General features: G+C 70.6%; 25 protein-coding genes. 7 read left to right on the forward strand and 18 right to left on the reverse strand.

All coding sequences use genetic code 11. From position 1 onward, the window contains the following. The first annotated feature begins 158 nt into the window (after positions 1 to 158). Together aroA and cmk are read left to right on the forward strand one after the other, a co-directional pair. A complete protein-coding gene (gene aroA / locus ASF52_RS06610; RefSeq protein ID WP_056169540.1) occupies positions 159 to 1,508 on the forward strand; it encodes a 3-phosphoshikimate 1-carboxyvinyltransferase in 1,350 nt (449 codons plus the stop codon). Beyond that, positions 1,505 to 2,161, forward strand: coding sequence for a (d)CMP kinase (gene cmk / locus ASF52_RS06615; RefSeq protein ID WP_056169543.1), 657 nt, complete (start codon positions 1,505 to 1,507; stop codon positions 2,159 to 2,161). The genes aroA and cmk overlap by 4 nt, the downstream gene beginning before the upstream one ends. Positions 2,162 to 2,476: 315 nt before the next feature. On the opposite strand, the gene rfbA is transcribed toward cmk, so the two are convergent. From rfbA to rfbC, 4 genes are read right to left on the reverse strand one after another with little or no spacing between them, the layout of a single operon-like run. Next, a complete protein-coding gene (gene rfbA / locus ASF52_RS06620) occupies positions 2,477 to 3,370 on the reverse strand; it encodes a glucose-1-phosphate thymidylyltransferase RfbA (RefSeq protein ID WP_056169545.1) in 894 nt (297 codons plus the stop codon). Further along, on the reverse strand, positions 3,367 to 4,272 hold the full coding sequence (gene rfbD / locus ASF52_RS06625) for a dTDP-4-dehydrorhamnose reductase (RefSeq protein ID WP_056169548.1): 906 nt from the start codon (positions 4,270 to 4,272) through the stop codon (positions 3,367 to 3,369). Before rfbD ends, rfbA begins: the two co-directional genes overlap by 4 nt. Continuing rightward, positions 4,273 to 5,349, reverse strand: coding sequence for a dTDP-glucose 4,6-dehydratase (rfbB, locus tag ASF52_RS06630; protein ID WP_056169553.1), 1,077 nt, complete (start codon positions 5,347 to 5,349; stop codon positions 4,273 to 4,275). A gap of 36 nt (positions 5,350 to 5,385) precedes the next feature. Beyond that, complete coding sequence (gene rfbC / locus ASF52_RS06635; protein WP_056169555.1) at positions 5,386 to 5,937, reverse strand: dTDP-4-dehydrorhamnose 3,5-epimerase; 552 nt, start codon at positions 5,935 to 5,937, stop codon at positions 5,386 to 5,388. A 219-nt stretch (positions 5,938 to 6,156) separates the two neighbouring features. On the opposite strand from rfbC, the gene ASF52_RS06640 reads away from it, so the two are divergent. The 4 genes from ASF52_RS06640 (at position 6,157) to ASF52_RS22470 (ending at position 8,357) form a co-directional block, all read left to right on the forward strand. Beyond that, on the forward strand, positions 6,157 to 6,582 hold the full coding sequence (locus ASF52_RS06640) for a DUF2147 domain-containing protein (protein ID WP_056169558.1): 426 nt from the start codon (positions 6,157 to 6,159) through the stop codon (positions 6,580 to 6,582). Between the two features lie 19 nt (positions 6,583 to 6,601). Continuing rightward, a complete protein-coding gene (locus ASF52_RS06645; protein ID WP_056169561.1) occupies positions 6,602 to 7,378 on the forward strand; it encodes an SDR family NAD(P)-dependent oxidoreductase in 777 nt (258 codons plus the stop codon). A gap of 152 nt (positions 7,379 to 7,530) precedes the next feature. Further along, the gene (locus ASF52_RS06650) at positions 7,531 to 7,941 is read left to right on the forward strand and encodes a hypothetical protein (protein ID WP_056169566.1); all 411 of its coding nucleotides are present in this window, start codon (positions 7,531 to 7,533) and stop codon (positions 7,939 to 7,941) included. Further along, positions 7,935 to 8,357 (forward strand): hypothetical protein, encoded by a 423-nt coding sequence (locus ASF52_RS22470; protein ID WP_156629987.1) that lies wholly within the window; start codon positions 7,935 to 7,937, stop codon positions 8,355 to 8,357. The genes ASF52_RS06650 and ASF52_RS22470 overlap by 7 nt, the downstream gene beginning before the upstream one ends. On the opposite strand, the gene ASF52_RS06660 is transcribed toward ASF52_RS22470, so the two are convergent. The 13 genes from ASF52_RS06660 to ASF52_RS06720 form a co-directional block, all read right to left on the reverse strand. Then, complete coding sequence (locus tag ASF52_RS06660) at positions 8,305 to 9,282, reverse strand: hypothetical protein (RefSeq protein WP_056169571.1); 978 nt, start codon at positions 9,280 to 9,282, stop codon at positions 8,305 to 8,307. The two genes, ASF52_RS22470 and ASF52_RS06660, sit on opposite strands and share 53 nt — an antisense overlap. A gap of 90 nt (positions 9,283 to 9,372) precedes the next feature. Continuing rightward, positions 9,373 to 10,218 (reverse strand): hypothetical protein, encoded by an 846-nt coding sequence (locus tag ASF52_RS06665; protein WP_056169575.1) that lies wholly within the window; start codon positions 10,216 to 10,218, stop codon positions 9,373 to 9,375. Next, a complete protein-coding gene (locus tag ASF52_RS06670) occupies positions 10,218 to 10,514 on the reverse strand; it encodes a cytochrome C oxidase subunit IV family protein (protein WP_056169578.1) in 297 nt (98 codons plus the stop codon). The genes ASF52_RS06665 and ASF52_RS06670 overlap by 1 nt, the downstream gene beginning before the upstream one ends. After that, a complete protein-coding gene (locus ASF52_RS06675) occupies positions 10,511 to 11,248 on the reverse strand; it encodes a cytochrome c oxidase subunit 3 (protein ID WP_082515221.1) in 738 nt (245 codons plus the stop codon). The genes ASF52_RS06670 and ASF52_RS06675 overlap by 4 nt, the downstream gene beginning before the upstream one ends. Then, the gene (gene ctaD, locus ASF52_RS06680) at positions 11,245 to 12,942 is read right to left on the reverse strand and encodes a cytochrome c oxidase subunit I (RefSeq protein WP_056169581.1); all 1,698 of its coding nucleotides are present in this window, start codon (positions 12,940 to 12,942) and stop codon (positions 11,245 to 11,247) included. Before ctaD ends, ASF52_RS06675 begins: the two co-directional genes overlap by 4 nt. A gap of 46 nt (positions 12,943 to 12,988) precedes the next feature. Then, positions 12,989 to 14,068, reverse strand: a complete 1,080-nt coding sequence (gene coxB / locus ASF52_RS06685) for a cytochrome c oxidase subunit II (RefSeq protein WP_443136660.1) — start codon at positions 14,066 to 14,068, stop codon at positions 12,989 to 12,991. After that, entirely contained in the window at positions 14,068 to 14,595 is a 528-nt protein-coding gene (locus tag ASF52_RS06690) for a hypothetical protein (RefSeq protein ID WP_244473727.1), read from the reverse strand. The genes coxB and ASF52_RS06690 overlap by 1 nt, the downstream gene beginning before the upstream one ends. After that, positions 14,588 to 15,562, reverse strand: a complete 975-nt coding sequence (locus ASF52_RS06695) for a hypothetical protein (RefSeq protein ID WP_056169650.1) — start codon at positions 15,560 to 15,562, stop codon at positions 14,588 to 14,590. The genes ASF52_RS06690 and ASF52_RS06695 overlap by 8 nt, the downstream gene beginning before the upstream one ends. 14 nt (positions 15,563 to 15,576) lie before the next feature. Next, on the reverse strand, positions 15,577 to 16,131 hold the full coding sequence (locus tag ASF52_RS06700; RefSeq protein WP_056169588.1) for a c-type cytochrome: 555 nt from the start codon (positions 16,129 to 16,131) through the stop codon (positions 15,577 to 15,579). After that, positions 16,128 to 16,652, reverse strand: a complete 525-nt coding sequence (locus ASF52_RS06705; protein ID WP_056169591.1) for a DUF3341 domain-containing protein — start codon at positions 16,650 to 16,652, stop codon at positions 16,128 to 16,130. Before ASF52_RS06705 ends, ASF52_RS06700 begins: the two co-directional genes overlap by 4 nt. Next, positions 16,649 to 18,004 (reverse strand): NrfD/PsrC family molybdoenzyme membrane anchor subunit, encoded by a 1,356-nt coding sequence (nrfD, locus tag ASF52_RS06710; protein ID WP_056169594.1) that lies wholly within the window; start codon positions 18,002 to 18,004, stop codon positions 16,649 to 16,651. Before nrfD ends, ASF52_RS06705 begins: the two co-directional genes overlap by 4 nt. Beyond that, a complete protein-coding gene (locus ASF52_RS06715) occupies positions 18,001 to 20,865 on the reverse strand; it encodes a 4Fe-4S dicluster domain-containing protein (RefSeq protein WP_056169597.1) in 2,865 nt (954 codons plus the stop codon). Before ASF52_RS06715 ends, nrfD begins: the two co-directional genes overlap by 4 nt. Continuing rightward, entirely contained in the window at positions 20,853 to 21,512 is a 660-nt protein-coding gene (locus ASF52_RS06720) for a cytochrome c3 family protein (protein ID WP_056169600.1), read from the reverse strand. Before ASF52_RS06720 ends, ASF52_RS06715 begins: the two co-directional genes overlap by 13 nt. Positions 21,513 to 21,798: 286 nt before the next feature. Between ASF52_RS06720 and ASF52_RS06725 the strand changes: the two genes are divergently transcribed. Then, a complete protein-coding gene (locus ASF52_RS06725; RefSeq protein ID WP_056169602.1) occupies positions 21,799 to 24,132 on the forward strand; it encodes an FdhF/YdeP family oxidoreductase in 2,334 nt (777 codons plus the stop codon). Positions 24,133 to 24,193: 61 nt separating this feature from the next. On the opposite strand, the gene ASF52_RS23145 is transcribed toward ASF52_RS06725, so the two are convergent. Beyond that, positions 24,194 to 24,880 carry an ABC transporter ATP-binding protein gene (locus tag ASF52_RS23145; protein WP_274533782.1) on the reverse strand — a complete coding sequence of 229 codons (687 nt, stop codon included), beginning with the start codon at positions 24,878 to 24,880 and terminating at the stop codon, positions 24,194 to 24,196. Positions 24,881 to 24,882 lie beyond the last annotated feature (2 nt).

Consider the following 24,882-nt stretch of genomic DNA (forward strand, 5'->3'; position numbering starts at 1 on the left):
TCCCACGACGCCGGACGGCTCGGATGACGCGGCCCCGCCTGCGTGATAACCGGCCTGTCCATGAGCCGGATCGTCGATCCCGGCACCCGTGCGGCGGAGGGCGCCGATCCGGCCCCGGATCGGCCCCGAAGCCCCTGACGCCGAAAAGTCCTGTCCCCGTGTCACACGACCTTCCGCCCCAGCCCCTCACCGCCACGGCGGGCCTCGCCCTCCAGGGCTCCCTGCGCCCGCCGGGCGACAAGTCGATCTCCCACCGGGCGATGATCCTCGGCCTCCTCAGCATCGGCGAGACCCGGGTCGAGGGTCTGCTCGAAGGCGACGACGTCCTGCGCACCGCCGCCGCGGCGGAAGCCCTCGGCGCCACCGTCGAGCGCCTCGGCGAGGGCCGCTGGCGCATCGTCGGCGTCGGCCTCGGCGGCCTCACCGACCCGGCGGACGTGCTCGATTTCGGCAATGCCGGCACGGGCTCGCGCCTGATGATGGGTGTCGTCGGCGGCCAGCCCGTGACGGCGACGTTCGACGGCGACGCCTCCCTGCGCAAGCGCCCCATGCGCCGCATCCTCGATCCCCTGGTGCGCATGGGGACGGACGTCGTGAGCGAACGGGAGGGCGGGCGCGTGCCCCTCACCCTGCGGGGCCCGCGCGAGGCCATTCCCATCACGTACGAGACGCCGGTGGCCTCGGCGCAGATCAAGTCGGCGGTGCTCCTCGCCGGCCTCAACGCGCCCGGCATCACCACGGTGATCGAGGCGGCCGCCACCCGCGACCACACCGAGCGGATGCTGCGCCTGTTCGGCGCCCACGTGGAGGTCACGGCCCACGGTCCGGAGGGCCACGGCCGCACCATCGCGCTGACCGGCCAGCCCACCTTGCGCGGCACCGACGTGGTGGTGCCGGCCGATCCGTCCTCGGCGGCGTTCCCCCTTGTGGCGGCCCTCATCGTGCCGGGCTCGGAGGTCGTCATCGAGGGCGTGATGATGAACCCCCTCCGCACGGGCCTCATCACCACCCTGCTGGAGATGGGCGCCGACATCGAACGCCTGCGCGAGCGCGACGAGGGCGGCGAGACCGTGGCGGACCTGCGGGTGCGCGCGAGCCGCCTGACCGGCGTCGACGTACCGCCCGAGCGGGCGCCCGCGATGATCGACGAGTACCCGATCCTGGCGGTGGCCGCCGCTTTCGCCGAGGGCACCACCCGGATGAACGGCCTGCACGAGCTGCGGGTGAAGGAATCCGACCGCCTCGCGGCGGTGGCGGACGGCCTGAGCGCCAACGGCATCGCGTACGTCATCGAGGGCGACGACCTCGTGGTGCACGGCGACGGGAGCCCCCCGAAGGGCGGCGGCACCGTGGCGACCCACCTCGATCACCGCATCGCCATGGCGTTCCTCGTCCTCGGGCTCGCCACGCGCGAGCCCGTGACGGTGGATGACGGCGCCATGATCGCCACGAGCTTCCCGAGCTTCCTGCCGACCATGCAGGCACTCGGCGGACGGATCGCGTCATGAGCGACTTTCACGTGGGTGATATCCCCCTCGTCATCGCCATCGACGGCCCGGCGGCCTCCGGCAAAGGCACGCTGGCCAAGCGCATCGCCGCCCATTACGGCCTGCCCCACCTCGACACCGGCCTCCTCTACCGGGCGGTGGCGCTGACCGTGATCGACGCCGGCTACAAGCTCGACGACCACCAGGCCGCCGCGCGGGCCGCCGCCAGCCTCATCGCCGACCGCCTCGCGGATCCGCGCCTGCGCGAGCGCGCCATGGGCGAGGCCGCTTCGCGAATCTCCTCCGTGCCGGCGGTGCGCTCGGCGCTCCTCGCCTGGCAGCAGCGCTTCGCCGGCAACGCCGCCGGCGCGGTCCTCGACGGGCGCGACATCGGCACGGTGGTGTGCCCCCACGCGCGGGTGAAGCTGTTCATCACGGCGGCCCCCGAGGAGCGGGCACGCCGTCGCCACCTCGAACTCCAGCGCCGGGGCGAGACCACGAGCGTCGGGGCGATCCTCGCCGACATCGTCGCCCGCGACGCCCGCGACGCCCAGCGCTCCACCGCCCCCCTCAAGGCGGCGGCCGACGCCGTGCTCCTCGACACCACGGACCTCGACCCCGACGCCGCCTTCGCGGCGGCCCGCGACGTGATCGACCGCGCCCGGCCCCATTGAGGCGGGTCGCTATCGGCTGGGGGATGAAGTGGATCGGAGCGCGACGTGCCCTCGTCCCGCTGTCGTGAAGCGGAGGATCCGGTCAGTGGCAATGCCTTGCGTATCGCGCGAATGGCGCAAGTCCTCCTCTCCTTCCAGGAGAGGGGGTACCGTCATGCGCTATGCCCGCCGGATGCGGCTTTCGAAGACGTCGCAAACCGGTGTGTGATTTCGGAGCCGGCAAGGAACGCGCACGCGCGCTGTCCCCCCACCTTATCGGAGCCGTACCGGGGATCGGGTGATCCATCCGGCCCCCGGACTTCCTGAAAGGCCCCCTCAGCGCGCGGCGAAGTCCGCGAACGCGTCGTCCTTGGCCAGCCGCAGCAGGTTCTGCCCATAGGCGGTCTTGGCGAACAGGTTGCCGCGCGCGATGAGCTGCTCCTTGTCGATGAAGCCCTGGAGGTAGGCGATCTCCTCCAGGCAGGCGACCTGCAGGCCCTGGCGGTGCTGCAGGGTGCGGACGAACTCGGCCGCCTCCAGCAGGCTGTCGTGGGTGCCGGTGTCGAGCCAGGCGTAGCCGCGCGACATCCGCTCGACATGGAGCTGGCCGCGTTCGAGATAGGCCTGGTTGACGCTCGTGATCTCGAGTTCGCCGCGCGGCGACGGGGTCACGGCGGCGGCGATGTCGAGGACCTGGTTGTCGTAGAAGTACAGGCCGGTCACCGCCCAGGGGCTCTCGGGCTGGGTCGGCTTCTCGACGAGGCGCAAGGGGCGCCCCTCCTTGTCGAGGGTGACGACGCCGTAGGCCGCCGGATTGTCGACGTGGTAGGCGAACACCGTGGCGCCCGACGTGCGGGTGCGGGCGCGGGCGAGCAGCTCGCTCATGCCGTTGCCGAAGAACAGGTTGTCGCCGAGCACCAGGGCGACGTCGTCGGTTCCGACGAAGTCGCGGCCGATGACGAAGGCCTGGGCCAGGCCCTCGGGGCGCGGCTGGATCGCGTAGGAGAACTGCAGGCCGAACTGCTCGCCGGTGCCGAACAGGCGCTTGTAGTTGTCGAGGTGCTCAGGGCTGGAGATGATCAGGATCTCGCGGATGCCGGCGAGCATCAGCACCGAGACCGGGTAGTAGATCATCGGCTTGTCGTAGACCGGCAGCAGCTGCTTGTTGATCGACAGGGTGGCCGGGTGCAGGCGCGTGCCCGATCCGCCGGCGAGGACGATGCCCTTCATGCCCGTGTCTCCGTCTGGGTGTGGGCCGGCCCGATGAGCCGGTCGAGGATGTCGTCCAGGGCCTCGCCCCAGGGCCGCGGCGCGATGCCGTAGGCCGCGTCAAGGCTCGCCGTCGACAGGCGGGAATTGGCTGGGCGCCGGGCCGGCGTCGGGTAGGCGCTCGTCGGAATGCCGGTGACCGGGATCGACCGGCCGCCGCGCGCGGCCGAGCCCGCCACGATGGCTTGCGCGAAGCCGCGCCAAGTGGTCGAGCCGGCATTGACGCAGTGGAACGTGCCCGTCGGTGCGTCGGGCTCGGCGGCGAGCCGCAGGGCGATGCGGGCGCAGGTTTGCGCCAGATCCGTCGCCGAGGTCGGGCAGCCGTGCTGGTCGTCCACCACGGTGAGCGCGTCGCGCTCGGCCGAGAGCCGCAGCATGGTCTTCACGAAGTTGCCCCGGTGCGGGCTCACCACCCAGGCCGTGCGCAGGATGACGTGGCGCGGGTTGGCCGTGCGCACCGCCATCTCGCCAGCCGCCTTGCTGGCGCCGTAGACGCTGCGCGGGTTCACGGGGGCGTCGGGCAGGTAATCCCCCTCCCCTTCCCCGTCGAAGACGTAATCCGTCGAGACGTGGACGAGGGGGATGCCGCGCGCCCGCGTCGCGGCGGCGAGGATCGCCGGCGCGAGGGCGTTGAGGCGCCAAGCCGCGACCACGTCGGCTTCGGCCTTGTCCACGGCGGTGTAGGCCGCCGTGTTGATCACGGCCGCGTAGGTTTTCGTATCGAAGACGCGGGCCACCGCATCCGCATCGGTGATGTCGAGGGCTGCGCGGTCAGGCGCGTCGACCCGCACGCCGTCCGGCCAAGCATGGGCCCGCAGCTCGGTGCCGACCTGACCGGCGCCGCCGAGGATCAGGATATCCACTTAGGAGGCCTTCGTCGCGGACGCCTGCGCGCCGCCGAGGCCGAGGCGCTCGCCGCTGTAGCGGCCCTCACGGATCGGGCGCCACCACGCCTCGTTGTCGAGGTACCACTTCACGGTCTCTTCGAGCGCCGTCTCGAAGTTCTTCGTCGGCGCCCACGCGACCTCGGCCTCCGCCTTCGACGGGTCGATGGCGTAGCGGCGGTCGTGGCCCGGACGGTCGGCCACGTAGGTGATCAGGCGGTCGTGCGGGGCGTGCTCGGGGCGCAGGCGGTCGAAGGCGGCGCACAGCCCCTTCACCACCGCGAGGTTGTTGCGCACGGAGCGCCCGCCGAGCAGGTAGGTCTCGCCGAGCCGGCCGTTCTTCAGCACCGCCACGAGGCCCTTGGCGTGGTCCTCGACGTGGATCCAGTCGCGCTCGTTCAACCCGTCGCCGTAGACGGGGAGGTTCTTCCCCTCCAGCGCATTGAGGATCATCAGCGGGATGAGCTTCTCGGGGAAGTGCCGCGGCCCGTAATTGTTCGAGCAGTTCGTGATGAGCACCGGCAGGCCATAGGTCTCGTGCCAGGCGCGGGCGAGATGGTCGGAGGCCGCTTTCGAGGCCGAGTAGGGCGAGCGCGGGTCGTAGCGGCTCTCCTCGGTGAAGAACCCGTCGGGCGGGAGCGAGCCGTAGACCTCGTCCGTGGAGACGTGGAGGAAGCGGAACGCCGCCTTCGCGTCGCCGGAGAGTCCGTCCCAGTAGGTGCGGGCGCCGTCGAGCATCACCTGGGTGCCGACCACGTTGGTGCGGATGAACGCGCCCGGATCGGTGATGGAGCGGTCGACATGGCTCTCGGCGGCCAGATGCATCACCGCGTCGGGCTTGAACTCGGCATAGAGCGCGTGGACGGCCGAAGGATCGCAAATGTCGGCCTCGGCGAAGCGATGGCGGGAGTCCTCGGCCAGGGGCTGCAGGGAGATCGGGTTCGCCGCATAGGTCAGGGCGTCGAGGGTGAGGACGTCGTGCCCGAGATCCTGAACCAGATGCAGGACGAGGGCGGAACCGATGAAGCCGCAGCCGCCGGTGACCAGGATGCGCATGCGTGTCTTCTCCCTCGAACCCTTGGTATCAAATGTTCAGAACGCGGCGCCGAGATCCGCGAAACGCGGGGCGGCGCGGTCCTTGTCCGACAGCACGGCGCCGGCCTCGTCCACGGGCCAGGCGATGGCGAGATCGGGGTCGTTCCAGACGAGGTTGCGGTCGTGCGCCGCGCTGTAATAGGCGCTGACCTTGTAGGCCACCATGGTGTCCGGCTCCAGGGTGCAGAAGCCGTGGGCGAAGCCGGCCGGCACGTAGAGCTGCTCGCCGCCCTTCGCGTCGAGGGTCACGGCGACGTGGCGGCCGTAGGTCGGGCTGTCGCGGCGCAGATCCACGGCGACGTCGAGGATCGAGCCCGCCAGCACCCGCACTAGCTTGGCCTGCGCCGCCGGGGCGAGCTGGAAGTGAAGGCCCCGCACGGTGCCGACCTGGGCCGAGAACGACTGGTTGTCCTGCACGAACGCCACGTCGATCCCGCCGGCCGCGAGGGTATCGACACGAAAGGTCTCCGAGAACCAGCCCCGGTCGTCGCCGAAGCGGTTGGGAACGACGCGCTTGACCGCCGCGATCTCCGTCTCGATCACCCGCATGGTGGATTGATCCCTGGGAACACCCGAAAATTCGAACCGTCTAGGCCGGGGTTCTCGCCGGGTTGTCAAGGCTGAGACACGACTTGGCGGCCCTGCCGGGCGCCTTCGGGGGTCGTTTGGGGCGTCGCTCGGGGGGGCACTCGGGCGGTCGCTTGCGGCGGTCGTGGACCGTGCGCTATGCCGCCCGACCGCGCGGGACACTTCAGGGAGACAGCGCATATGATCACGCAGAATCGGACGGCCCGCGCCCTCGCGGGCACCCTCCTGCTCCTCGGGCTCGCCGGCCCGGCCGCCGCCGAGAAGGGTCCCGACGCCACCGGCCTGTGGCTGACGGAGACGGGCGGCTCCAAGGTCCGCATCGCCCGCTGCGGCCAGGGCTATTGCGGCACCCTCGCCAGCGTCTCCGGCCCCGGCCTCGACGCCCAGAACCCCGACGTGTCCCTGCGGACCCGCAGCCTCATCGGCGTGCGGATCATGACCGCCGACCGGGCCAAGGGCGACGGTTACGAAGGCTCGCTCTACAACCCCAAGGACGGCAAGACCTACGCCGGCAGCCTCGTCCTCAAGGGCCCGGACGTCGTCGAGGTCCAGGGCTGCGTCCTGAGCGTCTTGTGCAAGAGCCAGACCTGGAAGCGGGTGAACTGAGGCGATCGGGGGCGATTCCATGCGGTTGGCGGGAAAGACCTGCGTCGTCACGGGCGCCGCCCGGGGCATCGGGCGGGCGATCGCGGAGGCGTTCGGGCGCGAGGGCGCGACCGTTATCGCGACGGATGCGGACGCGGCGGCCCTCGCCGACCTGGAAGCCGCCCTCGGCTGCCGGACCTTCCCCCTCGACGTACGGTCGGAGGAGGCCTGGGACGCCCTGGAGCGGTTCGCCCCCGCCGTCGACGTGGTGGTGAACAACGCCGGCGTCACGGGGTTCGAGGACGGGATGGTCGCGCACGATCCCGAACACGCCACCCTCGCCGACTGGCGCGCGGTCCACGCGGTCAACCTCGACGGCACCTTTCTCGGCTGCCGCTACGCCATCCGGGCCATGAAGGCGCGGAGCGCAGGCTCCATCGTCAATATCGCCTCGCGCTCCGGCCTCGTCGGCATCCCTGGGGCCGCCGCCTACGCGTCCTCGAAGGCCGCCATCCGCAACCACACCAAGACCGTGGCGCTCTATTGCGCCCAGCAGGGCTGGACCATCCGCTGCAACGCGATCCATCCGGCCGCGATCCTCACCGGAATGTGGGAGCCGATGCTCGGCACCGGACCCGACCGGCAGGCCCGGATGGACGCCCTCGTTGCCGACACGCCCCTGCGCCGGTTCGGCCGCCCCGACGAGGTCGCGGCTGTCGCTTTGATGCTCGCCTCCGACGAGGCCACCTACATCACCGGCGCGGACATCACCCTCGACGGCGGCCTTCTGGCCGGATCGGCGGCGGTGCCGGGCTAGGGGGGCGCCGAGCCGTCCCCGCACGCTTCCCGGCGGAAGGGTCCGGCCCATCGCGTCGAACGGCCGGACCGTGGGACGCCTCGCCGAAGGTCTTTACCATTCGGTTTTCCAGCACCGATCTGTACATGAGCGACAGAGCATCGCTCTCCAGCGTGAAGGCCTTGTTCGGTTTCGGTAACGCCCTCGTCGCGTGCGAACAGAAGCTCGCGCAAGGCTTCGAGCATATCCAGCAGGTGATCGACCGGGAGTACGGCGCCGGGATGGGCGACCGCGTGTCCCGGGATATCGGCCGGACGCAGACCCGCGATCTCAGCGGCGGCATCAAGCGCTCCGATCTCGGCCTCATCGGACGGACTGCGGACCGGCTCACGCAGAACATGCTCAATGCAGCGCTCACGGACCGCAACATCGGCGGACTGCAGGGCCACCGGCCCGACTACGATAAGATGCCGGCGTTCTTCGACGCGCATTTCGCGGTGGCGACCGACCCCAAATTCCGGGGAAGTACGCTGCGGAATCGAACGTCGAGGTTTACGGGAGCGCGCTCGCCAGGAACGTGCTGAACCGCGTCGGGCAGAACGGAACGATCAGCCAGTCCGATTTCGACGACCTGTCCAAGGCGTTCGGACCCTACGACAAGAGTTTCAATCCCACCATGCCGGATTGTCCGGCGCCCTCGCCGCTCGGCGGGCATCTGGTCGGGCCGGCGAACGAGGCGCGCCTGAACGAACTGACGCAGGCGGTCTGTGAGCGTTTCTGCAAGCTGACGCCTGCTCTTGCCGTCAATTTGCGCAGCCAGCAATTCTCCAAGATCCAGACGACGTTTGCGCAAGCGAACACCTCCGCGAACCGCATCACCGCGACGACCGGGCCGTCCAGGGTCTCGACGCACCGCACCCGCGGATCCGGCCGATCCGAGACTCGGGTCAGAAGTCGACGCCGAAGCGGACCCGTAGGTTGTGACGGGCGAACTGGGTGAGGTTGAAGGCGCGGTCGGCGAAGTCGGGGGCGCGGTCGTGGCCGGAGACCTGGGCGGAGTAGGCGACGGTCAGGAAGCCCTTTTCCCTGACCTGCACGTGCAGCACAGGGCCGACGAAAACCGCTCGCCCGAGGAACCGGTTCAGGAACGACCCGTCATAGGCACGCATGACCCGGATTTCGGGGCCGAGGAAGACGCTGTTCGTCGCCCGCGCCATCAGCGTTCCCGACAGGGAGAGGGTCGAGGATCGGTCGGTGTCGCCGGAGCCCTTGAGGCGCGCGACGGAGGGATCGTAGATCACGTTCGCACCGGCCCACAGCTTACCCGGAATCAGGCGCGCATCCGCCATGAGCCGGGTGTCCATGCTGAACACGTCGGCGCCCTGCCCCTCGATGGGCGTCACCCGCGAATACAGCGGCTCCGCCTGCAGGGCGATGCCGAACGGATGGTCGTCCGTCCGCTTGAGAAACTGATACTTGAACTCCAGTGAGCCGCCGTTGACGAGGCCGAAGGTCTTGTCCGGCACGCCGACGATGTTGCGGCTGTCCCGCGCGTCGAATTGCAGGCCGGGCTCGATGCTGAAATCGTCGGTCGGATCGTACTGGTAGCTGACGATGGGTTCGCTGGCGCGATAGGCCGACGAGCCCGGCCCCGCCCGGCGCTTGCTGAAGCGGCCGATCGCGTCGACCACCACCTCCTGCTCGCCGGCCTTGCCGGTGTCGGTTCCTTCCGTGAAGCCGAACAGGTTCTCGGTGTCGATCGTGTCGGGCGCGCTGCCCGTGCCCGCCTCCTGGTAGTCTTTGCCGGACGCGGACGGAATCGGTCCGGCCAGGGCGGATCCGGCGACGAGGAGGACCGAGAGCCGGGCCGCCCGGCGGACGCGATGCCAGGCTTGCCGAATGGGAACGGGTCGTGACGGGAGCATCCCGCACGCTATCCTGCCGCGTCGCGTCCTGGCTGGTGCGCGAAAGCCACACAGGCCTTCGTCCCTCGCGTGCGGTCGGACGGCGCTGGATTAAAACACTTCCGGCCGCATCGCCCGGTTGTGTCCTGCGTCACGGCTTCGCCGATGCAGCAGGATCAGGCCACCGGCCAGACCCAGCAACGTGAGGCCGATGGCGGCCTGAAAGGCCTGCCAGATCCGTGGCGTGTAGATCCCCTGTGCCGCGTCGAATCCGTAGCACAGCAGCCGGACGCGATCGCCGAGCGTGCCGATCCGGCCTTCTCCCGCCTCCACGAGGGCGAGGCGCAGGCTGTCCGCCGTCACGGTGAGGCTCGACAGGACGCGCGACACCCGCCCGTCGCCGGTCAGCGACACGAAGGCGGCCGGGTGGACGATGGCGCCGTGCACGGTATCGGGCACCGACGTGTAGCCGATCGCTTCGGTCAAGCGCGCGACCGCCTCGGGCGGCCCCGTCACGGTGGTGACCGCCTCGGCCAGCGCCCCGTCGATGCCGGCCGTCACGGACGTCCGGGCCTCGTCGCGCGGACCGAGGCCGATGACGACGAGCCGGACATCCCGGCCTGGGCGCAGGCCGGTTCCCATCAGAGCCCCGGACAGGATCGCGAGGGTCGGCGCGCAGATCACCCGGCAGTTCGGGTCGATGGGCACCAGGAGGGTCGGGCGGCCGTCGAGGGCGGCGGCGACCGTGACGGCTTGGCCCCCATCGGTCCGGAGTTCGAGGTCCAGCGGCACTCGAGCCCCTGGGGGCGGCGCGAGGCCGACGCGCGCGAGGTCGAGCCGGGTGAGGTCCGCCGAGGCCGGCGACGGGAAGGCCGGTGCCGCCACGACCAGGGTGGCGAGACAGGGCCGGATGGCTCGGGATACCCGCGAGCGGACCCCAGGCTGCGGGCGCCGCATCATCCTTCCGCCAACCGGGCGAACACGTCCGCGAGGGTGAGGGTGAACAGGATCGCCAGCCAGAACAGACCGCAGGCCGCGGTGAGCCGGTCGAGGGCATTCGCCGTATCGAGGCGCATGAACGGCACCGCGACGAGGAGCGCCTGGGTGCCGGCGATGCCGAACGCGAGGGCGGCGTTCCAGGGGCCGAGGGGTCGGTAGGCCAGCAGGACCGAGACGGCGAGGAGCGCGACGAGGCCGAGCCAGACCGGTACGGTGCGCAGGAGAATGGAGCGGAGGGTGGGGGCCTCGCTCATCCGGCGCGCCCCACGAGGTAGAGGGCGGGGTAGAGGACGATCCACACCATGTCGACGAAGCCCCAGTACAGCAGCGCCACCTCGACCTGCGGACTCGTGGCGAGGAAGTCCGGCGCGCGCCAGCCCTTCCACGCCAGCCGCGTCACCAGGCCGATGCCGATGGCGAGGTGGATTCCGTGCACCGCCGTGGCGAACCAGTAGAAGCCGAAGAACAGCTGCGTCGGCCGGTCCGCGAGCTTGAAGCCCGGTCCGGGCACCAGATTTTCCCGGATGTCCTCGCGGTATTCGAAGCCCTTCACGATCAGGAAAGCGAGGCCGAGGCCCGCCGTGAGCAAGAGGCAGACGAGGACCAGACGGCGCAGGGCCGGCACCTCCGCGGCCCGCGCGGCGATGGCCGCGAGCAAACCGCTCGTCAGCAGCAGGGCGGTGTTCGCCGTCCCGTAGACGATGTTGGTCTCGCGCGCCGCCGCCGCGACCGCCTCGGGATGCTCGGCCCTGAGGGCGGCGTAGAACAGGAACAGCGCCCCGAAAAACAGGACTTCGCTGGCGATGAAGATCCACATGCCGAAGGAGGCCCCGGCCCGCTGCCGCGCGAGGGCGTCGGCGGGCGCGAAACCGAGGTCGTGCCAAGGTTCGCGCAACGACGGGGCAGACTCGCGCAGCAAGGGGGCAGGTTCGCGCAGCGGAGGAGACGGCTCGCGCAGCGCGGGGGAGGGCTCGCCGGTCGCCGTCATGCCTGGGATTCCTGCGTCGGCAGATGCGGCTGGTCCTGCGTCGGCGGGCTCCCGGCCGGGTGGTAATCGTAGGGCGGCCCGAGGACGGCGACACGGCCGAGGAAGTTGTCGCGGGGCGGCGGCGACGTGGTCCGCCATTCGAGGCCGGTGGCGTTCCATGGGTCGTTGCGGGCGCGGGCGCCGAAGAACACCGACCAGGTGAGGTAGCCCAGCGGCATCAGGTAGGCGACGGCGAGGACGGCCGCGCCCGAGGACGAGAGCACGTTCCAGACCTGGAATTCCGGCGGATAGACGTGGTAGCGCCGCGGCATGCCGAGATACCCGGCGATGAATTGCGGGAAGAACGTCAGGTTGAAGCCGAAGAACATCAGGATCGCGGCGAACTTCGCCCAGGTCTCCGGGTACATCCGCCCGGTGATCTTCGGCCACCACAGGTGCAGCCCGGCGAAGTAGGCCGACACCGAGGCGCCGACCATGATGTAGTGGAAGTGGGCGACGACGAAGTAAGTGTCCTGCACGTGCACGTCGATGGGGATCGAGGCGAGGAACAGGCCCGTCAGGCCCCCCACCGTGAACAGGCCGAGGAAGCCGAGGGCGTAGAGCATCGGCGATTCGAAGCCGATCTGGCCGCGATACAGGGTGGCGGTCCAGTTGAAGACCTTGATGGCCGACGGCACGGCGACGATGAACGACAGGAACGAGAACAGCAGCGCCGCGTAGGGCGACATGCCCGAGGTGAACATGTGATGGCCCCAGGTGAAGAAGCCGATCACCGCGATGGCCACCAGGGCGTAGACCATGAAGGTGTAGCCGAAGACGACCCGCCGCGAGAAGCAGGTGATCACCTCGGAGATCACCCCCATCGCCGGCAGGATCATGATGTACACCGCCGGGTGCGAGTAGAACCAGAACAGGTGCTGGAACAGGATCGGGTCGCCGCCCCGTGCCGGATCGAAGATCGGCAGGCCGAAGGCCCGCTCGGCAAGCACGAGGAGCAGCGTGAGGGCGAGGACCGGCGTCGCCAGGACGAAGATCAGGCTCGTGGTGTACATGGCCCACACGAACAGCGGCAGGCGGAACCAGGTCATGCCGGGCGCCCGCAGCAGGTGCACGGTGGCGATGAAGTTGACGCCCGTGGCGATGGTCGAGAACCCGGCGACGAACACGCCGAGCACCGCCACGGAGACGGCGGTGTCGGAGAACACCGTCGCGTAGGGGACGTAGAAGGTCCACCCCGTGTCGATCCCGCCCGCCAGCACGGCGACGGCGGCCAGGAGCCCGCCGCCGAGGTTGAGGTACCAGCTCACGAGGTTGAGTTTGGGAAACGCGAGGTCGCGGGCGCCGATCATCAGCGGCAGGAGGAAGTTGCCGAAGGTGGTGGGGATCGACGGGATGAGGAAGAACCACACCATGATCACGCCGTGGAGCGTGAACAGCTTGTTGTAGGTGTCCGACCCGACGAAATCGGCTTCCGGCGTGAACAGTTCGAGGCGCACGGCCGTGGCCGCCGCGCCGCCGAGGAAGAAGAACAGCGTGATCGACAGGCCGTACAGGATGGCGATGCGCTTGTGGTCGGTGGTGGTCAGCCACGAACCGAGGGTGTGGCCGGCCGCGAGGTAGCTCTCCGGCAGGCCCAGCGCGAGCTCGTCCGGGTCCGCCAGGGCCGTGGGGCTTTGAGCGATGTGGGGGCTCATCTGCGCGCTCGCGGACGGGGAGGGCGGGGATCGACGACGGGGCGGGTCACGGGCCCACCGCCGGTCCGGCGGGGGCCGGCGTGTCCGCGACGGGCGCGCCCGGCACCATGGCGGGGCTGCGCTCGCGGGCGGACCCCGGCACGCGGGAGGAGAGCGGCGGCACGCCGGGGCTGCGCACGGTGCGGGGGCCGGCCCCGAGGGCGCGGAGATAGGCGGTGAGTTCCTGCACCTCTCCGTCCGTCAGTAGGCCCGCGTAGCTCGGCATGATCGGCGCGTAACCGGCGGCGATGTCGCGCGCGGGCTGGAGGATCGAATCGCGGATATAGGCCGCATCCACCGTGACGGTGCGACCGCCTTCGAGGGGAATGGTCTTGCCCCAGAGGCCGGCGAGGTCCGGCGCGTGGATCGTGGAGCCCGGTGCGTGGCACCCGGCGCAGCCGCGCTCGGTGAACAGGCGCTCGCCCGCATGGGCGAGGTCGTCGCCCTCGGGCTGGGCCGAGAGCCACGCCGCGTAATCCTGCGGCTCCATCACGATGACGCGGCCGAGCATGCGCGAGTGGTCGGTGCCGCAGAACTCCGTGCACATGAGGTGGAAGGTGCCGGTCTTGGTGGCCTGGAACCAGGTCTCGGTCTGGCGGCCCGGCACGGCGTCGCGCTTCAGGCGGAAGGCCGGGATGTAGAACGAATGGATCACGTCCTGCGAGGTCAGCATCAGCCGCACGGGCGCGCCCACGGGCACGTGCAGCTCGTTGATCTCGCGGGCGCCGTTGGAGGCCTGCGTCTTCCACATCCACTGGTTGGCGACGACGTGGATCTCGATGGCGTCCTTCGGTGGAGTGTAGGCGCCGATCTCGGCCGAGGCCGCCCACCAGAAGATGAACAGGAACACGAACAGGGTGGCGGCGGTCCAGCCGATCTCGAACTCGCGCGACACGACGCTCGGCAGGGCGCCGCGATCGGCCTTCGAGCCGCGCCGGAACCGGATCGCGAAGGTGACGACGAGGCCGACCACCACGAGGACGATGGCGGCCGAGATCACCGTCAGGCCGAAGAAGATCGCGTCGACCTTGGCGGCCTGCGTCGAGGCGGCTTCGGGCATGAGCCACGCGGGCACGAAACGCTGCATCATGGGGCGCCCCCGCCGGCGGGACCGGACGCCGCGGCGGCGCCGGGGCTCCCCCGTGGCGCCGGGAGCGCGCTGACCGCGCCGCCGCGGCTTCCGAGGCTGGGCCAGCGTTCGGGCTGGACCGGCGCGGCGTAGGCGGTCGTGCCCCGATCGGCGAGGCGGCGCATGGCCTCCCCGATGGGCATCCGGGCGATGCCGCGGTCGCGGTCGACCCACCCGTAGCCCTCCAGCCGGTGACGCTGATCGGCGAGGAACCGCGCGAGGTCGCCGCCGGGATTCTGCTGGAGCTGCGGCCCGGGAAACGCGCGGGGGGCCTGAGCGACCGGTCCCGGCACCTCGCTCCGGTAGTACAGCCACAGGCCGGCCAGCGACGCCCCGACGAACACCACGATGCCGAGGCCCGTGAGCAGCACCGGCTTCAGGGCGATGCCCGGCGCCTCGAGGCCGGGATCGGCGTGATCCGCGACGTCGTCGTGGATGCGGTCGCGCGACGGCTCAGGCATGGGCTCAGGCATGGGCTCAGGCATGCCGGCTCTCCGGCGCGGAGGCGTCGGCGAAGGTGCGCGCGGTGAATCGCGCGGCGCGGCGCGACAGCAGGGCCAGAACGGCGAGGCCCGCGAGCCCGGCCGCCGCGGCGGCACCGGCCCCGTCGCCGTAGGCCGGCAGGAGCGTCCAGGCGAGGTGGAGGGCGAGGCCCACGAGGACGAGGACGCCCACCGCCCGCAACAGGGCCGCGCTGCGGCGCACGGCAGAAAAGAGCAGCATCCCGAACGGGACGAGGCCGCCGGCCACGAAGGCGGCGAGCAGCACCGCCCGCCAGGTGCCCTCGCCACGCTTCAGGTACCACGCGGCCTTCGACGGCAGGTCGCCGTACCACGCCACCACGTAGGCCATCAGGCCCATGTAGAGGACGCCCAGGAGGGTCGCGAGAATGAGCTGGGCGAGGTCGCCCGTCCGCTGTCCGTCGCGGCCGGGCACGCCCACCAGGGCCGCCCACGCGAGGGCGGCGAGCATCTGGTGCAGAGCGATGTCGGCGGCGAACGCGGAGGAGACGTAGGCAGGCTCGACGGACAGGATCCAGTCCACGGCGACGAGGCTGAGGCTGAACCCGTAGAAGGCGAGGCCGAGGCCGGCCACCAGCCGGGTGCAGCGCCCCGTTAGGACCAGGAGGGCGAGGCCCGACCAGCCCGCGAGCGCGAGGCCGGCCCGCAGATCGAACGCCGCCGGATTGAGGTAGAGGCGCGCGACATCCGCCTTCACGCGCCCCGGATCGGCCGCCCAGGGGTAGAGGGCCGGCAGGGTAGCGGCGATGCCGAGGAACGTCAGGGCGGCCAGGGGCACCAGGGCGGTGGCGGGCCGCAGGGCGGGAGCGAGAGCGTCGCCCCACCGGCCGCCCGTGACGGCGTGGATCATCACCCAGACGAGGCTGCCGACGGGGATCATGCTCCAGACGATCCAGGCGAGGAGCCAGCCCCGCGCCAGGGCGTCGGCGATCGACGGCGCGCCCGTCATGGCAGCGCCTCCGCGAGACCCGGCACGTCGGCGACGCGGGCGCCCTGACCGAGTTGCAGGGCGCGGATATAGGCGGCGATGGCCCAGCGATCCCGCGGCTCGACGCGGGCGGCGTAGGAATACATCACGCCGTAGCCCTCGGTGATCACGGCGACGAGGTAGCCCGCCGGCGCCGCCCGCAGGCGGTCCTCGTGGAAGGAGGGCGGGGCGGGAAAGCCGCGCTGGACGATCATTCCGTCGCCGTGGCCGGTATAGCCGTGGCAGGGCGTACAGATGGCGTCGTAGCGCGCCCGGCCCCGCCGCAGCAGGGCGGCGTCGACGGGGGGCGCATCGCGCAAGGCCGCCTCGGCCGCGAGATCGCCCTGCGCCACGGTGCCGTCCGGGGGTGTCCGGGCCTCGGCACCGTCGGCGAACAGGGCCGCCTTGCCGTAGACCCGATAGCGCTTCTGGACCCGCATCGACTGGTCGTCGCAGGCCACGAGCGGCAGCAGGAGCGCGAGGACGCCGAGTCCCACGCGGAGCGGGCGGCGCGCGTCTCGGGACCGCCTCATGAGTGCATCTCCGACACCAAGCGGGCGCCCGCCCCTTCGAGCAGCACGCGGAGGGCGCGCGGATCGTCCTTCGGGGCGATGAGGAGCAGGAAGCGGTCCTGGCTCGCCCGCTCGAATTGCGGCATCGCGTGCAGCGGATGGTGCAGGCGCGGCAGGCCGCAGGCGGACAGCATGGCGACGAAGCCCGCCAGGGCGGCGGCGAGGATTCCGACCTCGAACGGCACGAGGAGGAAGACCGGCCAGGAATGCAGGGGCCGCCCGCCGGAATTCAGCGGGTAGGCGTGGACCGCGCTGTACCATTGCAGGGCGTACATCAGCCCCGCCGCGCCGAAGCCCGCCATCGCCATGGCGGGCCGGACCCATCGGCGCGTGGGCGCGAACAATCCGGCAAGATCCTCCACGGGGAAGGGCGTGAAGGCGTCGACGGGGCTGTGGCCGTCGGCATGGCCGAGGCGGGTCGCCCGCAGTAAGGCCTCGGCCGTCTCGAACTCGGCGAGGAGGTGGGGGCGGGACCCGCTCATGCGGCGCCCGCGCGGTGGCTGAGCTGGCGGACCTCGTGCATCGACACGAGGGGCAGCAGGCGCGCCAGGACGAGGAAGCCGAGGACGAACAACCCGAGGGGGCCGAATAGGATCGCGAGGTCGTAGAGGCTGATCTGGTAGGTCCGCCACAGGCTGACGGCGTAGCCGCGCGCGAGGGTGTTCCAGACGATGAGGATGCGCTCGAGCCACATCCCGACGTTGATCAGGATCGCGAGGGCGGCGAGGGCCCACAGGTCGACCCGCACGGCGGGGAACCACAGGGCCTGCGGGGCGAGGCAGTTGCAGAACAGCAGCGCGGCGTAGAGCCAGCGGTAATCGCCGGTGAAGAAATAGCCCACCACCGTCCTGTCGGCGTGCTCGCCGCCGTACCAGGCCATGAACCACTCGGTGGCGTAGGAGAACGTCATCACGATGCTGGCGAACAGCATCACCTTCGCCATGGCGTCGAAATGCGCCCGCGTGATCATCGCCTGGAGGTTCAGGCCCCAGCGAATGGCGATGGCCAGCACCACCACCATGGCGAAGCCCGAATACATCGCCCCGACGACGAAGTAGGGCGGGAAGAGGCTCTCCTGCCAGCCGGGCATCAGGCTCGCGGCGAAGTCGAGGCCGACGATGGAATGGACCGAGCAGACGAGGGGGATCGCCAGGGCCGCCATGGTCATGTGGAAGGTCTCGTAGACCTGCCAGTGCCGGGCCGAGCCGCGCCAGCCGAGCGCCAGGGCGCCGTAGATCACCTGGCCCGGCCGCGTGGTGGCCCGATCGCGCAGGGTGGCGAGGTCGGGCAGCAGGCCGGTGAACCAGAAGACGAGGGAGAACAGCAGGTAGCTGAGGATCGCCCAGAAATCCCAGACCAGGGCCGAGCGCCATTGTGGCCACAGGTCCATGGTGTTCGGGTAGGGCGCCAGCCAATAGGCGTAGAGCGGTCGGCCGAGGTGGATGATCGGGAACAGGCCCGCGATGGCGGCGGCCAGCAGGGTCATGGCCTCGGCGAAGCGGTTGATGGAGGCGCGCCAGTGCTGGCGCGTCAGCAGCAGCATCGAGGAGATCAGCGTTCCGGCGTTGCCGATGCCGATCCACCAGACGTAATTCGCGATGGAGACGCCCCACACCACCGTGGTGTTCACGCCCGACAGGCCGATGCCCACGGTGAGCACCGCCCCGATGGCGAAGAGCGTCAGCAGCACGAAGGGCAGGACGCAGAGCAAGGCGACGAACCACGCCTTGCCGGGACCGCGCTTCTGGATCGGATCGGCGACGGCGGCCGTGATCTCGGCGTCGCCGAGGCGCGCGGGCGCGATCCAGCTTTGGTGCTGCCCAACCCCGCTCACGTGTGGTCCTCCGCCCAATCGGGATTCGGCGCGCGCAGATTGGCCAGGTAGGTGGTGCGCGGGCGGGTGTTGAGCTCTTCCAGCAGCGCGTAGTGGCGCGGGTCCGCCCGCAGGGCCGAGACCGGGTTGCCCGGCCGGGCGAGGTCGCTGAAGGTGATCGCACGGGTGGGGCAGGCCGATTGGCAGGCGGTGACCACGTCGTTCATGGCGCGGCCGTCCCGCTCGGCCCCCTGCCGCTCCGTGGCGATGCGCTGGACGCAGTAGGTGCATTTCTCCATGACGCCGCGCGCCCGCACGGTGACGTTGGGGTTGCGCTGCGCCCGGATCGGCTCGGCGTCGAGGTTGGCGTATTCCTGACCGTCGGCGTAGCCGAAGAAGTTGAAGCGGCGGACCTTGTAGGGGCAGTTCGCCTGACAGAAGCGGGTGCCGACGCAGCGGTTGTAGACCTGCAGGTTCAGGCCCTCGCCATCATGCACCGAGGCCGCCACCGGGCAGACCGGCTCGCATGGCGCGTGCTCGCAATGCATGCACGGCACGGGCTGGAACCCGGCCTTCACCGCCTCGGGCGTGCCGGCATCGTAGAGGTCGATGCGCAGCCAGTGCATCATCCGGCCCCGCGCGATCTCCTCCGGGCCGACCACCGGGACGTTGTTCTCCGACTGGCAGGCGACCACGCAGGCGTTGCAGCCGATGCAGGCATTCGTGTCGATGGCCATGGCCCAGGCATGGCCATCGGCATCCCCGGTCCAGGCCTCGATGAGCGACGGCTGGTCGGCGCCGATTCCCTTCGGCGTGGCGGTCGCGAGGTCGGCGAGATCGATTTGCCGGAAGAGCTTCGCGGTCTCGCCCTCGACCTGCACGTAATTCTGCGTCCGCAGCACCGCGCCGGTGCGGCCCGTGGCGGCGAGGTCGACGGGCGTGACGAGCCAGCGCTCGGCCCGGGACACGAGGCGGTAGGCATCCGCCCCGATGCCGTTGCCGATGGCCCCGGCGCGAGCGCGGCCGGACCCGAGGGTGAGCACGCCGACGCCGTCGGCCACGCCGGATTCGACGGCGACGGGCACCTCGACGGTCCGCCCCGGCACGCTCAGGCGCACCACGTCGCCGGCCCCGACGCCCCGCCGGTCCGCCTCGCCGCGCGACAGGGCGAGGGCGTTGCCCCAGACCTGCTTCGAGATCGGCTTCGGGCATTCCTGAAGCCAGGCGTTGTTGGAAAACCGCCCGTCCCACAGGCACGGATCGGGGCGCAGTTCGACGGTGAAGCCGGCCCCCATCCGGGGCGGCAAGCTCGGCGGCGCGGAATCCGCCACCGTGATCGCCGCCGCCGCGCTGCCGGCGATCACACCGTCGTGCAGGCTCTGGCGCCACCATGCCTCGAACGCCGCCGCCTCGCGGGCCGGCCGGCTTTCGCGCCAAGTCTCGCTCCAGGTCTCGTGCCAAGTCTCGCGCACGAGGTCGTAGCCCGACCGGGCCGGGGACTCGCCGAACAAGGCCACGATCTCGTGGATCGAGCGGGCGCCGTAGAGGGGCCGGATCAGGGGCTGGACCAGACTGGCGGTGCCGTCGACGGCGCGCAGGTCGGACCAGCCCTCGAGTTCGTGGGCCAGCGGCAGGTGCCAGTGGGTGGCGCCGGCCGTCTCGTCCCCGTGTGTGCCCGCATGGACGCTGAACGCCGCCCGGCCGATCCGGGAGCCGAGATCGAGGTCGGGGCCGCCGGTGAGGACCGGATTGCAATCGAGGATCGCGAGGCCTTCGACGGTCCCGGAATCGAGGGCGGCCGCGAGGGCGGTGAGCCCCGCGGGGGTACGCCCGTCCATGCGGTCCGGGGGCTCGATGACGTCCACGGGGGCGTCGAGGCGGGCGTTGATCCAATGCGCGAGGGCGTGATGCTCCGGCGCCAGAGCCGGACCGACGAGGACGAGGGCGCGGCCGCGATGCGCCGTCAAGTCGGCCGCGACGGCTTCGGCGAAGCGCCGGACCGCCTCGCTCGCGTCGGGCGCCGGCAATCCGGCCCCGAGGGCGTTGGCGCAGGCGACGAGCAGTGCGGCCTGTGCGTGCGGCGGCAGCGCGCGGCGCGCATCGGCCTTGATCCCCGTCTGCGTCAGGGCGGATTCGGCGACGTAGAGCCGGCCGAACCGGCCCGGGTCGCGGCGGCGCTCGGCGAAACCGGAGGCCAAGCGGATCTGATCCGGGCCGGGCCCGAGGGGATCGGCCCCGACGCACAGGACTACTTCGGCGCGGTCGAGCCGGGGCAGCACCCTCAAGGAGCGGCCGAAGGCCCGTACGGTGCCGCGCGTCGCGTGGGTGTCGTCCACCGGTTCGTGGACGTGCCACACGGCGTCCGGCATCGCCCGCAGGAGGGACGCGATCTGGCGCAGGAGGGTCGGCGAGGTGACCCGCCCGGTGAGGAGGTGAAAGCCGGCGCCGTTGCGGCTGCGCGCCCGCGCCAGGGGCCCGGCCAGGGCGCGCTCGAACATCTCCCAGGAGGCGATGCCGCTCTTGTGCTCCGTCACCGTGCGCGAACGGTCGGGATCGTAGAGGTCGAGGATCGCGGCCTCGGCGAAGACGTCCGTAGCGCCGCGGCTCGCCGGATGGAGCGGATTGCCCTCGATCTTGATGGGGCGCCCGTCCACCGCGATGGCGTGGACGCCGCGGGCGAAGCCGCCGAGCGACAGGCTCGTCGCGTAGCGCACGGGCACGCCGGGCAGCAGGCGCTCCGGCATCCGCACGTAGGGCACGATCTCCTCGGACGGTTTCGTACACCCGCCCGCCGCCAGGGCGATGCCGGCGCCGAGGAGGGTCAGGGCCTCGCGCCGCGAGGTGAGGGGCTCGCGCCGCGAGGGCGGGCCTAGCGGTGGCATAGGGAGCATTCGCTGAGACGCTCGGGCGAGCGGATGTGGTATTCCTTCAGCCGCTGCTCCCCGAGGGCGGCCTGATCGGCGGGCGCGGTCCAGGCCGTGTCGAAGACCGCATCGCGGGCGCGCAGGTTCGGGGCCGGATCGCGGTGGCAGTCGAGGCACCAGCCCATGGTGAGGGGGGCCGCCTGCCGGACGAGCTTCATCGTCTGGATCTCGCCGTGGCAGGTGGTGCAGCCGACACCCTTGGCGACATGCACGGCGTGATTGAAGTAGACGTAGCCCGGCAGAGTGTGGACGCGGCGCCAGCGCAGGGGGCGCCCTTCGGCGAGACTGGTGCGCACGGGGGCCAGCATCGGCGCATTGGTCCAGATCTGCGAGTGGCAGGACATGCAGGTGTCCGTGGGCGGAATGCCCGCGAAGGCCGCCTTCTCCACGGCGGTGTGGCAGTAGCGGCAATCGAGGCCGAGGCCGCCGACGTGATGCGCGTGGCTGAACGGCACCGGCTGCTCGCGGGTGACGCCCTGCCCCGTGACGTAGGGGGAGCGCCAGACCGCATAGGCGCCCCCGACGGCGAAGACCGGGACCGTGGCGAGCGACGCGAGGACGAAGCGGACGACCGTGTCGGCCCCCGGACGAAAAATCTGCACCATCCCTCGCACGTACCCCGTGCCACGGCACCCGACGCCTTCAAGACGCGCAAGACAAAACCGTTCGCGAACCATGACGACAGGGTCGAAAACAGAGTGTGCCGAGGCACTGCGCCATCGCCAACCAAGACCCAACGCAGCCTTCGGTCTACAACATGGGTTATATCTCGCGAACGAGGGTAGGCTTTACCACTTCGTCAGCTTGGATGCGCCCCGAGTTATTTCTCCGAGTGAGCCGTTCCTTTCACGCAACTTGCCCAGACCCGAATGGCCGACGTGGAGCACGCGAATGTCCGACGACGAGACGACGGCTCACTATGACGGTCCGGCCGGCGGCTGGGGTTCCGTACGCGGCATCACCGAGATCTTCGGCCGGGAATGGGCGACGCCGCTGGCGACCGAGACCCTGTTCCGCCAGAACAAGCCCAAGGGCTTCATGTGCGTGTCGTGTTCCTGGGCGAAGCCCGCGGACTACCACCCGTTCGAGTTCTGCGAGAACGGCGCCAAGGCGACCCTGTGGGAGCTCACCTCCCTGCGCTGCACGCCCGATTTCTTCGCCGAGCACACGGTGACGGAACTCCGTACCTGGACGGATTACGAACTCGAACAGCAGGGCCGCCTGACGCATCCGATGCGCTACGACCCCGCGACCGACACCTACGTGCCCTGCGGTTGGGACGAGGCGTTCGCCGAGATCGGCGCCGAGTTGAAGCGCCTCGCTCCGAAATCCGTGGTGTTCTATTCCTCGGGCCGCGCAAGCCTGGAAACAGCGTATCTCTACGGGCTGCTGGCCCGGCTCTACGGCTGCAACAACCTGCCCGACAGCTCGAACATGTGCCACGAGACCACCTCGGTGGCCCTCAAGCAGACCATCGGCGCCAGCGTCGGCACGGTGGTGTTCGACGATCTCCAGAACTGCGACGCGATGTTCTTCTTCGGACAGAACACCGGGTCGAACTCCCCGCGCTTCCTCCATCCCCTGCAGGAGGCGGCCAAGCGCGGCGTCGAGATCGTGACCTTCAATCCCGTCCGCGAACGGGGCCTGGAGTTCTTCACCAATCCGCAGAGCCCGGTGGAGATGCTGACCGGGAAGGAAACCCGCATCAGCTCGCAGTACCATCAGGTCCGGCCCGGCGGGGACATCGCGGTGCTGATGGGCCTGTGCAAGCACGTCTTCGCCGCCGACGACGCCGCGAAGGAACGGGGCGAACGCGTCCTCGACGTCGATTTCATCCAGCAGCACACGACGGGCCTCGACGCGTTCAAGGCGAAGGTCCGGGCGACGCCCTGGGACGAGATCGAGCACGAATCCGGCCTGTCGCGCGCGGCCATTGAGGGCGCGGCCGAGGTCTACGTCAAGGCCGACCGGGTGATCGGCATCTACGGCATGGGCCTGACGCAACACAGGAACGGGTTCGAGAACGTCGCGCTGTTCGTCAACCTGCTGCTGCTGAAGGGCAATATCGGGCGCGACGGCGCCGGCATCTCGCCCGTGCGCGGCCATTCCAACGTCCAGGGTCAGCGCACCGTCGGCATCTCGGAGAAGTCCGAACTGGTGCCCCTCGACAAGCTCGCCGAGCAGTTCGGCTTCGAACCGCCGCGCGACAAGGGCGTGAACACCGTCGAGGCCTGCGAGGGTATCCTGTCCGGCGGGATCCGCAGCTTCATTGGGCTCGGGGGCAACTTCGTCCACGCCATCCCGGAGCGGGACCTGATGGAGGCGGCCTGGACGAAGATGCGCCTCACGGTGCAGGTCGCGACGAAGCTCAACCGGTCGCATCTCGTCAACGGCGAGATCGCCTACCTGCTGCCGTGCAGGGGCCGGACCGAGGAGGACCGGCAGGCCACCGGCCCGCAGGCGGTCAGCATGGAGGATACGTTCAGCTGCATCTCAGGGTCCCTCGGCCGCCGCACGCCCGCGAGCCCGCACCTGAAATCCGAGGTCGACATCGTGGCGGGAATCGCCAAGGCGACCCTGGCGCCGAACCCGAAGGTGACCTGGGACGCGTGGGTCGGGGATTACGGCCTGATCCGGGATGCGATCGAGCGAACCTACGGACCCGAGTTCCGCGACTTCAACGAACGCCTCTGGACCCCGGGCGGTTTCTATCGGGGCAATTCGGCCCGCGAGCGCATCTGGAAGACCGAGACGAAGCGAGCGGCCTTTACGACGCCGAAGCAGAGGAACGCCGTGGGCTTCTCCGAAGCCCCGGGACGCTATCGCCTGATCACCCTGCGCTCGAACGACCAGTTCAACACCACCATCTACGGCTATAGCGACCGCATGCGCGGCATCGAGGGCACGCGCGACGTGCTCCTGGTCAATCCGGATGAGATGGCCCGGGCGAACCTGCGCGAGGGACAGGTGGTCGCCCTCGTCAGCGATGCGCAGGACGGCATCGAGCGGACGGTCTACGGCCTGAAGGTCGTGCCGTTCTCTCTGCCGGATGGCTGCCTCGGGGCCTACTACCCCGAGATGAATCCGTTGATGCCGCTGTCTCACCACGACGGGCCGTCGAAGACCCCGGCGGCGAAATCGGTCCCCGTCCGCATTCGGATCACCGATGCCGACGGGCCGGTGACCGAGCGGCTGGAGCCGACGGGGCACGCCACTTCGGCTTGATCGGGCGAGGGCGGGGTCCGCACGGCGGTGATCGTGCACCGAACCACGCCGGTGCGAAGGGTCAGGCGATGCGGGCGATGTCCGCCCGGCTCTGCGCCTCCACGGGTCCGTCATGGCCGGGCAGCCCATCGGCCTGGAGCTGCCACATCCGCGCGAACACGCCGCCGGCCCCGCGCAGGGCGGCGGGGCTGCCGTCCTCGACCACGCGGCCCTGGTCGATCACGAGGATGCGGTCGAACCCCGTCAAGGTGGAGAGGCGATGCGCGACGGCGACCACCGTGCGCCGACGCATGATCCGCACCAGGGCGGCCTGCACCGCCATCTCGGATTCGGTGTCGAGGGCGGAGGTCGCCTCGTCGAGGAGGATGATCGGTGCATCCTTGAGGAAGGCGCGGGCGATACCGATCCGCTGGCGCTGCCCCCCCGACAGCTTGGCACCGCGCTCGCCCACGACGGTTTCGTAGCCGTCGGGGAGTCGGCGGACGAACCCGTCGCAGGCCGCCGCCCGCGCGGCCGCGAACACCGCCGCGTCGTCGGCCTCGGGTCTTGCGAAGCGGATGTTCTCCAGCACGCTGCGATGCAGGAGGCTGATCTCCTGGGGCACCACCGCGAGGGCGTCGCGCAGGGAATCCTGGCGCACGGACGCGATGGGCACGCCGTCGATGAGGATGGTGCCGTGCTGGACGTCGTGAAGTCGTTGCAGGAGCTGGACCAGGGTCGACTTACCGGCGCCCGATGGCCCGACGATGC

It is taken from the genome of Methylobacterium sp. Leaf112 (assembly GCF_001423295.1).
GTDB lineage: Bacteria > Pseudomonadota > Alphaproteobacteria > Rhizobiales > Beijerinckiaceae > Methylobacterium.

What these genes read in the sequence shown, in the direction of transcription:
- ASF52_RS06715 (WP_056169597.1), bottom strand. Translation starts at nt 20,865, where the DNA reads ATGCCACCGCTAGGCCCGCCCTCGCGGCGCGAGCCCCTCACCTCGCGG.
- ASF52_RS06690 (WP_244473727.1), bottom strand. Translation starts at nt 14,595, where the DNA reads ATGCCTGAGCCCATGCCTGAGCCCATGCCTGAGCCGTCGCGCGACCGC.
- ASF52_RS06675 (WP_082515221.1), bottom strand. Translation starts at nt 11,248, where the DNA reads ATGACGGCGACCGGCGAGCCCTCCCCCGCGCTGCGCGAGCCGTCTCCT.
- ASF52_RS06645 (WP_056169561.1), top strand. Translation starts at nt 6,602, where the DNA reads ATGCGGTTGGCGGGAAAGACCTGCGTCGTCACGGGCGCCGCCCGGGGC.
- rfbA (WP_056169545.1), bottom strand. Translation starts at nt 3,370, where the DNA reads ATGAAGGGCATCGTCCTCGCCGGCGGATCGGGCACGCGCCTGCACCCG.
- ASF52_RS06700 (WP_056169588.1), bottom strand. Translation starts at nt 16,131, where the DNA reads ATGAGGCGGTCCCGAGACGCGCGCCGCCCGCTCCGCGTGGGACTCGGC.
- ASF52_RS06670 (WP_056169578.1), bottom strand. Translation starts at nt 10,514, where the DNA reads ATGAGCGAGGCCCCCACCCTCCGCTCCATTCTCCTGCGCACCGTACCG.
- rfbB (WP_056169553.1), bottom strand. Translation starts at nt 5,349, where the DNA reads ATGCGCATCCTGGTCACCGGCGGCTGCGGCTTCATCGGTTCCGCCCTC.
- ASF52_RS06660 (WP_056169571.1), bottom strand. Translation starts at nt 9,282, where the DNA reads ATGCTCCCGTCACGACCCGTTCCCATTCGGCAAGCCTGGCATCGCGTC.
- cmk (WP_056169543.1), top strand. Translation starts at nt 1,505, where the DNA reads ATGAGCGACTTTCACGTGGGTGATATCCCCCTCGTCATCGCCATCGAC.
- ASF52_RS06705 (WP_056169591.1), bottom strand. Translation starts at nt 16,652, where the DNA reads ATGAGCGGGTCCCGCCCCCACCTCCTCGCCGAGTTCGAGACGGCCGAG.
- coxB (WP_443136660.1), bottom strand. Translation starts at nt 14,068, where the DNA reads ATGCAGCGTTTCGTGCCCGCGTGGCTCATGCCCGAAGCCGCCTCGACG.
- ctaD (WP_056169581.1), bottom strand. Translation starts at nt 12,942, where the DNA reads ATGAGCCCCCACATCGCTCAAAGCCCCACGGCCCTGGCGGACCCGGAC.
- ASF52_RS06640 (WP_056169558.1), top strand. Translation starts at nt 6,157, where the DNA reads ATGATCACGCAGAATCGGACGGCCCGCGCCCTCGCGGGCACCCTCCTG.
- ASF52_RS06665 (WP_056169575.1), bottom strand. Translation starts at nt 10,218, where the DNA reads ATGCGGCGCCCGCAGCCTGGGGTCCGCTCGCGGGTATCCCGAGCCATC.
- ASF52_RS06725 (WP_056169602.1), top strand. Translation starts at nt 21,799, where the DNA reads ATGTCCGACGACGAGACGACGGCTCACTATGACGGTCCGGCCGGCGGC.
- ASF52_RS06720 (WP_056169600.1), bottom strand. Translation starts at nt 21,512, where the DNA reads ATGGTGCAGATTTTTCGTCCGGGGGCCGACACGGTCGTCCGCTTCGTC.
- rfbC (WP_056169555.1), bottom strand. Translation starts at nt 5,937, where the DNA reads ATGCGGGTGATCGAGACGGAGATCGCGGCGGTCAAGCGCGTCGTTCCC.